Source organism: Streptomyces sp. NPDC101181 (assembly GCF_044767975.1).
GTDB lineage: Bacteria > Actinomycetota > Actinomycetes > Streptomycetales > Streptomycetaceae > Streptomyces.
This window is the reverse complement of record NZ_JBIWOX010000038.1, coordinates 1-6786: the sequence shown is the minus strand read 5'-3', so window position 1 is coordinate 6786 and position 6786 is coordinate 1. Positions and strand designations below refer to the sequence as shown.

6 protein-coding genes are annotated in these 6786 nt (G+C 74.3%); 4 read left to right on the top strand and 2 right to left on the bottom strand.

Translation table 11 applies throughout. From position 1 onward, the window contains the following. Nucleotides 1–286: 286 nt before the first annotated feature. Nucleotides 287–559 (top strand): hypothetical protein, encoded by a 273-nt coding sequence (locus ACIRRU_RS30350; RefSeq protein ID WP_403685665.1) that lies wholly within the window; start codon nt 287–289, stop codon nt 557–559. A 121-nt stretch (nt 560–680) separates the two neighbouring features. Here ACIRRU_RS30350 and ACIRRU_RS30345 read toward each other — a convergent pair whose 3' ends face one another. Next, complete coding sequence (locus ACIRRU_RS30345; protein ID WP_363200995.1) at nt 681–1427, bottom strand: ferritin-like fold-containing protein; 747 nt, start codon at nt 1425–1427, stop codon at nt 681–683. Nucleotides 1428–1903: 476 nt separating this feature from the next. On the opposite strand from ACIRRU_RS30345, the gene ACIRRU_RS30340 reads away from it, so the two are divergent. Next, entirely contained in the window at nt 1904–4105 is a 2202-nt protein-coding gene (locus ACIRRU_RS30340) for a DEAD/DEAH box helicase (protein WP_403685667.1), read from the top strand. Between the two features lie 250 nt (nt 4106–4355). After that, a complete protein-coding gene (locus ACIRRU_RS30335) occupies nt 4356–5261 on the top strand; it encodes an alpha/beta fold hydrolase (RefSeq protein ID WP_403685663.1) in 906 nt (301 codons plus the stop codon). Nucleotides 5262–5381: 120 nt separating this feature from the next. Here the strand turns inward: ACIRRU_RS30335 and ACIRRU_RS30330 are convergent, their stop codons facing one another. Further along, entirely contained in the window at nt 5382–6293 is a 912-nt protein-coding gene (locus ACIRRU_RS30330) for an NYN domain-containing protein (RefSeq protein ID WP_403685661.1), read from the bottom strand. A gap of 208 nt (nt 6294–6501) precedes the next feature. Between ACIRRU_RS30330 and ACIRRU_RS30325 the strand changes: the two genes are divergently transcribed. Beyond that, nucleotides 6502–6654, top strand: coding sequence for a hypothetical protein (locus ACIRRU_RS30325; protein ID WP_363200998.1), 153 nt, complete (start codon nt 6502–6504; stop codon nt 6652–6654). Nucleotides 6655–6786: the final 132 nt, after the last annotated feature.

The window sequence follows — 6786 nt, the reverse complement described above, 5'->3', positions numbered from 1 at the left end:
ACTCACCCCCCCCCCCCGCCGGGGCGGAGCGGGGGGGGGGGGGGGGGGGGGGGGTGTTGCCCGGGGGGGGGTTTCACCCCGGGCGGGGGGCGGGGGGGCCCGGGGGGGCCCCCCCCCGGGCCCGCTTCCGCGTGCGCGGCTCTCGCGCGCGCCGCCGCCCGTGCGGTCGGAGGCGTTACCCGTGCGGGTCGGATGGGGCCGCCGGAGGGTTGTCCGCCGTGGGTGAGGGGTAGTACCGCCTACGACCGATTTGCCCGCCCCGCACACCCTCGCGAGGTGATCCTCTGTGATCTGGGAATTCCTCGGCTCCGCCCTGCTCGGACTCGCCCTGTCCTGGGTGGCGCTGCGATCACTGGCCGACCGGCTGCCGCCCGCCCGCGCGGTGTATCCCACCGGCGCGCTCGGCGCCCTGTTCGGCGCCTGCCTGACGCACGCGGCGCTGGGCACGGGCCAGGTCGCGGCGACGCTGATCGGGGCCGTGTCCGTCGGGGCGGTGACACTGTCGCTCCTGATCCGCCCACGCGGCCGCCGCCTCGCCCCGCCGGCGGCGGCCCGGTAGTCCAGTCCGCTCCCGCTTCTCCCTCGGGGAAACCGGGAGAACCGGGGGAATCGGGTAACGAGGTCTGTCGCTCGCGGGCGGGGCGAGGAGGCGGGTTACGCGCAGCGGGAAGGGGAGCGGGTCACGCGGCCAGTCCCAGGGCCGCCATCCGCTTGGTGTGGGCCTCGGTGATCCGGGAGAACATCCGGCCCACCTCGGCCAGGTCGAAGCCGTCCGCCACCCCGCCCACCAGCATCGTCGAGAGCGCGTCGCGGTCGGCGACCACCCGCTGGGCCTGCGACAGGGCCTCGCCCATCAGCCTGCGGGCCCACAGCGCGAGCCGTCCGCCCACCCGGGGGTCGGCCTCGATCGCGGCGCGGACCTTCTCCACGGCGAAGTTCCCGTGTCCCGTGTCGTCCAGCACGGACAGCACCAGGGAGCGGGTGTCGCTGTCCAGCCGGGCGGCGACCTCCCGGTAGAAGTCGCTCGCGATGGAGTCCCCGACGTACGCCTTGACCAGGCCCTCCAGCCAGTCAGACGGCGCCGTCTGACGGTGGAAGTCGTCGAGCGCCTTGGCGAAGGGCTCCATCGCGGCGGTCGGCTCCTCGTCCACCGCCGCGAGCCGCCGGGTCAGCTGCTCGAAGTGGTGGAACTCGGCGGAGGCCATCTTCGCCAGTTCCGCCTTGTCCCCGAGTGTCGGCGCGAGTTTCGCGTCCTCGGCCAGTCGCTCGAAGGCCGCCAGCTCTCCGTAGGCGAGGGCGCCGAGCAGGTCCACGACCGCGGCGCGGTACTGCGGCTCGACGGACGCGGTGGCCCAGTCCTGGGCGGCGATTCCGGTGGCCGCGGGGGCTTCGGCGGGGGTGTCAGTGGCGTGGTCAGGCGTCTCCATGATGCGAACGATAGCCCGCTCCGAGGGGGGCGGAAGGGCCTGGTCAGCGACGGAGGTCATACCGTTCCGATGAATTCGCCCGACACACATGCGCGAATCCGAGGTACAGTGGTAATGCGCCTGCTGAGCACTGTGCTGTGCCAGTGGCGCGACCCTTGAATGAGGATGCCCGGTCGGTGGCCCGATCGGCTCCGACCCGACAGCCCTCCGGGCGGTCCGTGCGACACGTACGACCGCAGATGAGGGGCCCCCTCAGCGGCACGAGCGCTAGAGCGACGGCAGTGGTCCCGCGCCACCCGGCCCATCCACGGCCGGATGACCAACCCCGGCACGGTACGACCCCCAGCGTTCGCCTTCGGGCCGCGTCTCACAGAAGAGGCAGCACCCTGACTACGTTCCGCGACCTCGGGATCCTTCCCGAGACGGCCGAAGCCCTTGAGGCGGTCGGCATCACGTCCCCCTTCCCCATCCAGGAGCTGACGCTCCCCGTAGCCCTCTCCGGCTCCGACGTCATCGGCCAGGCCAAGACCGGCACCGGCAAGACGCTCGGCTTCGGTCTCCCGCTCCTGGAGCGCGTGACCGTCCCCGCCGACGTCGAGGCCGGGCGCGCGAAGCCCGAGGAGCTGACCGACGCGCCGCAGGCGCTCGTCGTCGTCCCCACCCGCGAGCTGTGCACCCAGGTCACCAACGACCTGCTCACCGCCGGCAAGGTCCGTAACGTCCGCGTTCTCGCGATCTACGGCGGCCGGGCGTACGAGCCCCAGGTCGAGGCCCTCAAGAAGGGCGTCGACGTGATCGTCGGCACCCCGGGCCGGCTGCTGGACCTCGCGGGCCAGCGCAAGCTCGACCTGTCCCACATCCGCGGACTCGTCCTCGACGAGGCCGACGAGATGCTGGACCTCGGCTTCCTGCCCGACGTCGAGCGCATCATCACGATGCTGCCGGCCAAGCGCCAGACGATGCTGTTCTCGGCCACCATGCCCGGGGCCGTCATCAGCCTCGCCCGCCGCTACATGTCGCAGCCGACGCACATCAACGCCACGTCGCCCGACGACGAGGGCACCACCGTCAAGAACACCGTGCAGCACGTCTACCGCGCGCACTCCATGGACAAGCCCGAGATGGTCTCGCGCATCCTCCAGGCCGAGGGCCGCGGGCTGGCGATGATCTTCTGCCGGACCAAGCGGACCGCCGCCGACATCGCCGAGCAGCTGGAGAAGCGCGGCTTCGCCTCCGGCGCGGTCCACGGCGACCTCGGCCAGGGCGCCCGCGAGCAGGCGCTGCGCGCCTTCCGCAACGGCAAGGTCGACGTCCTGGTCTGCACCGACGTCGCCGCGCGCGGTATCGATGTCGAGGGTGTCACCCACGTCATCAACTACCAGTCGCCGGAGGACGAGAAGACCTACCTCCACCGCATCGGCCGCACCGGCCGCGCGGGCGCCAAGGGGACCGCGGTCACGCTGGTCGACTGGGACGACATCCCGCGCTGGCAGCTGATCAACAAGGTGCTGGACCTGAAGTTCCCCGACCCCCCGGAGACGTACTCCACCTCCCCGCACCTCTTCGAGGAGCTGGGCATCCCGGCGGGCACCAAGGGCATCCTGCCGCGCGCCGAGCGGACCCGGGCCGGGCTGCGCGCGGAGGAGGTCGAGGACCTCGGCGAGACCGGCGGCCGCGGCCGTAAGTCCGCCGCCACCGCCGCTCCCGCGCGTGAGGAGCGCGAGCCGCGCACCCGTACGCCGCGCCAGCGCCGCCGCACCCGCGGTGGGACGAACCCGGCGGAGGGCGCCGCGGCGGTGCCCGCACCCGCCGAGGAGGCCGCCCCGGCGGCCCCGGCCGGTGACGGATCGGCCGAGACGCCGCGTACGCCGCGCCGTCGCCGTCGTACGCGGGTGAACCCCGCCGAGGCGGCCGTGGCGGTCGCCGAGACCCCGGCGGTCCCGGCCCCGGTGGCCGCGCCCGTGGCCGTGGCCGAGCCGGTCGCGGAGCCCGCGGCCGAGACCAAGCCGCGCCGACGCCGCAGCCGCGCCGCGAAGCCGGTGGCCGAGGAGACGGTCCAGCCCGTCGACCGGGCTCCGGCCGCCCCGGCCGAGTTCCAGACCGTGGCCTTGGCCGCCTTCGGCTCGGCGCCCGCCGCCGAGCCGAAGGCCGCCCGGCCGCGCCGCCGCGCCCGGGTCGTGAAGCCGGCCGACGAGGTCGACTTCCAGATCGCCCCGCCCGCCGAGCCCGAGCCGGAGACGAAGACCCGTCGCCGTCCGGCCCGCACCGCGAAGCCGAAGGCGGAGCAGGTGACGCCGGAGGCCACGGGTGAGGCGAAGCCCGCCGCCGAGGCGAAGGCCGCCAAGCCCGCCAGGGCCAGGGTGGCGAAGAGCGCCGAGGCCCCCGAGGCCAAGGAGACGAAGCCCCGGGCCACCAGGTCCCGGAAGAAGGCGGAGGCTCCTGTCGCGGCCGAGGCCACCGCGGAGGCGGCGCCCGCAGCGGAGGCTCCGGCCGTCGAGGCGGAGGCCAGGCCGCGCCGCCGCCGCGCCACGCGGAGCGTCACCTCGACCGCGACCCAGGAGGCCGCCGTGGTTTCCGAGGCCGAGGCCGTGGTGAGCGAGGCCGTCACCGAGACGAAGCCGCGCCGCCGTCGCGCCACCCGCCCGGCGGGCAAGGCGACGGTGTCGACCGAGAGCTGACGCCCCACCGCACGACCGGCAGGCCCCGGCCCCGCACCCGCGGGGGCCGGGGTCTGCCGCTTGCCGTACGGGCCCGGCACGACGTTCCGGGCCCGTAGGGCGGTTCGACAAGGTCGACGGGTCCGGGCGAGTTCAGCGAGTTCAGCGACTTCGACGGGCCGGCCGCGTTCCACGAATCCGGCGACAGTCCCCGGGGCCGTTCGGCCGCCCCTGAGGCCCGCCACCCCGGTCGCGGGGTTAGCCTCGCCGTATGAGCCGTCCGCCCACCTTCGCCCCGCCCTCCTGCGCCACCTCCCGCGTCCTGCGGACCGAGCGCGGGGACTTCGCCGTCCTGGACGCCGTACCGACCGCGCCGGGCCGGGCCACCGCCCTGCTGCTGCCCGGCTACACCGGCAGCAAGGAGGACTTCATCACCCTGCTCGAACCGCTGTCGGCGATGGGCTACCGGGTGGTCGCCGTGGACGGCCGCGGACAGTACGAGACCGCGGGGACGGGCCGTCAGGACGAGTACGGGCAGGCCGAGTTGGCCCGTGACGTGCTGGCCCTGGCGGCGGCCCTGACCGAAGGCGACCTGGACGACGAAGAGCGCGAGGAGGCCCGCGGCGAGGGGGTCGGCGAGGGAGGACTGCATCTGCTCGGGCACTCGCTGGGAGGGCAGATCGCCCGCGCCGCCGTCCTGAGCGACCCCGCCCCGTTCCGCTCGCTGACGCTGATGTCCTCCGGGCCCGCCGCGGTGGTCGCGGCCCAGCGCGACAAGGTGAAGATGCTGAGCGACGCGCTGTCCGTGCTGCCCATGGACGAGGTCTGGCAGGCGATGCAGGCGCTGGACCCGCCGCAGGACGCGGACACCGGCGACGGCGAGGACCTGCGCCGCCGCTGGTTGCGCCACGACCCGGCCCAGCTGATCGCGACCGGCGCCCAGCTGGCCGCCGAACCGGACCGGGTGGACGAACTGGCCGCCGTCGGGCTGCCCGTCCATGTCCTGTCCGGCGAGCGGGACGACGTGTGGCCGGTGGAGCTGTTCGACTCCATGGCCCGCCGTCTCGGCGCCCGCCGCACCACGATCGCCGGGGCCGAGCACTCCCCCAACACCGCCCGCCCGCAGGAGACCGCGCAGGCGCTCGCCGCGTTCTGGGACACGTTCCCGGTCGCCTGAGCGGCGTGGGTCGCGCGTACGGTGGCCGCCGTACGCGCGACCCACGCCCGGTCCGGAAGCGAGGCTGGTCGGGAAGCGCGCCCGGTCCGAGAGCGCGCCCGGTCCAGAACCGCGCCTCGTTCAGAACTGCGCCTGAAGGTGCTGCCAGAAGCCGTCGCGCAGCGCCCGCCGCAGGTGGGCGTGGCCGCGCAGCGAGTGCTGGAGCAGGCGTTCGGCGTCGACCAGCAGGTCCTGGTCGACCGCGCCCGGCAGGAACGGGTGGCCGGGCAGCAGGTCGGCGAGGGACTCCCGGCCCCGCGCGGCGATCCAGGCCGCCGCGATCTGCGCGCCGACGAAGCGCACGGCCTCCCGGGAGGGGGCCGGGGTGTCGTCCTCGTACGTCGTGACGGGGCGGCGGGTGACGTAGGGGCGGCAGAAATCGAGGTCGAAGGTGCGCTGGCTGTCGACCTCCCAGAGCAGCGGTTCGGCCTGGTTGCGCCCCTCGGCGGCCTCGATGCCCCAGAGGTGCACCCGGGCCCCGTAGCCCTGGGCCGCCTCCACCGCCGAGACCAGGTCCTCGTCGCCGCCGACGAGCGCCGCGTCACTGATGGCGCGGTGCCGGGCGAGGGATTCGAGGTCGGTGCGGATGAGTGAGTCGACGCCCTTCTGCTGGTTGTTGGCGTTGAGGTTGCCCAGCCTGACCTTGACGTCGGGGAGTTCGGCGATGGCCTGCTGTTCGGTGGTGTGGATCCGGCGCCGGGCGCCGTCGTACCAGTAGACGCGCAGCAGACGGCTGTCGGCGAAGATCGTGCGGGCCTTATCGATGAAGGCGTCGATCAGCCCTTCGGCGTCGAGGTCGAAGGAGCGCCGGTCCTCGGTGCCGGTGACGAGCAGTCCGGCCGCGGCGTACACATAGCCCGCGTCCACGAAGATGGCGTGCGTGGAGGGGGTCTTCGCCACCTCGACCAGCACGCGTTCGAGCAGCTCGTTGGCGCGGTCCAGGCGGGCGCCGAGTTCGGCCGCGCCGGGGACCCGCGGGTCCGCTTCCGTCATGCCGACCTCGGACCCCGGGGCGGCCCGGCTACCGGTGAGTATTTAGGCATCCGAAAAATTTCCTTAGCGTAGGGAATGTTTGTAGCGTGCAAGCCGTTGTCACCCGTGGGGAACACGAAGGAAACCTCGCGTTCCTATCCTCGCGGGTGGGGACGCCCCCATCGCATCAGCAGTTCTCCAGCAGGAGGATCAGACGAAGGGAAGCACTGTGCGCTTCGAGATCATGCGACTCGACGACGTCGACGGTACCGCCGTGGACAGCACCGTCGTGGACGCAGCCTCCGTCAACCGGATGGTGCAGCAGGCCGCCGCCGTGGGCCAGCGCATCTACATCCGCCCGGCCGAGAGCCCGGCTTCGTAACATCCGACGCCTGGACGTGGGGGGGGGCGCCCCCCCCCGGGCGGGGGGGGGGGGGGCGGGGGGCCCCGGGGGGGGGGGGGGGGGGCCGGGGGGGGGGGGGGGGCGCGCGGGGGGCGGGGGGGGGGGGGGACC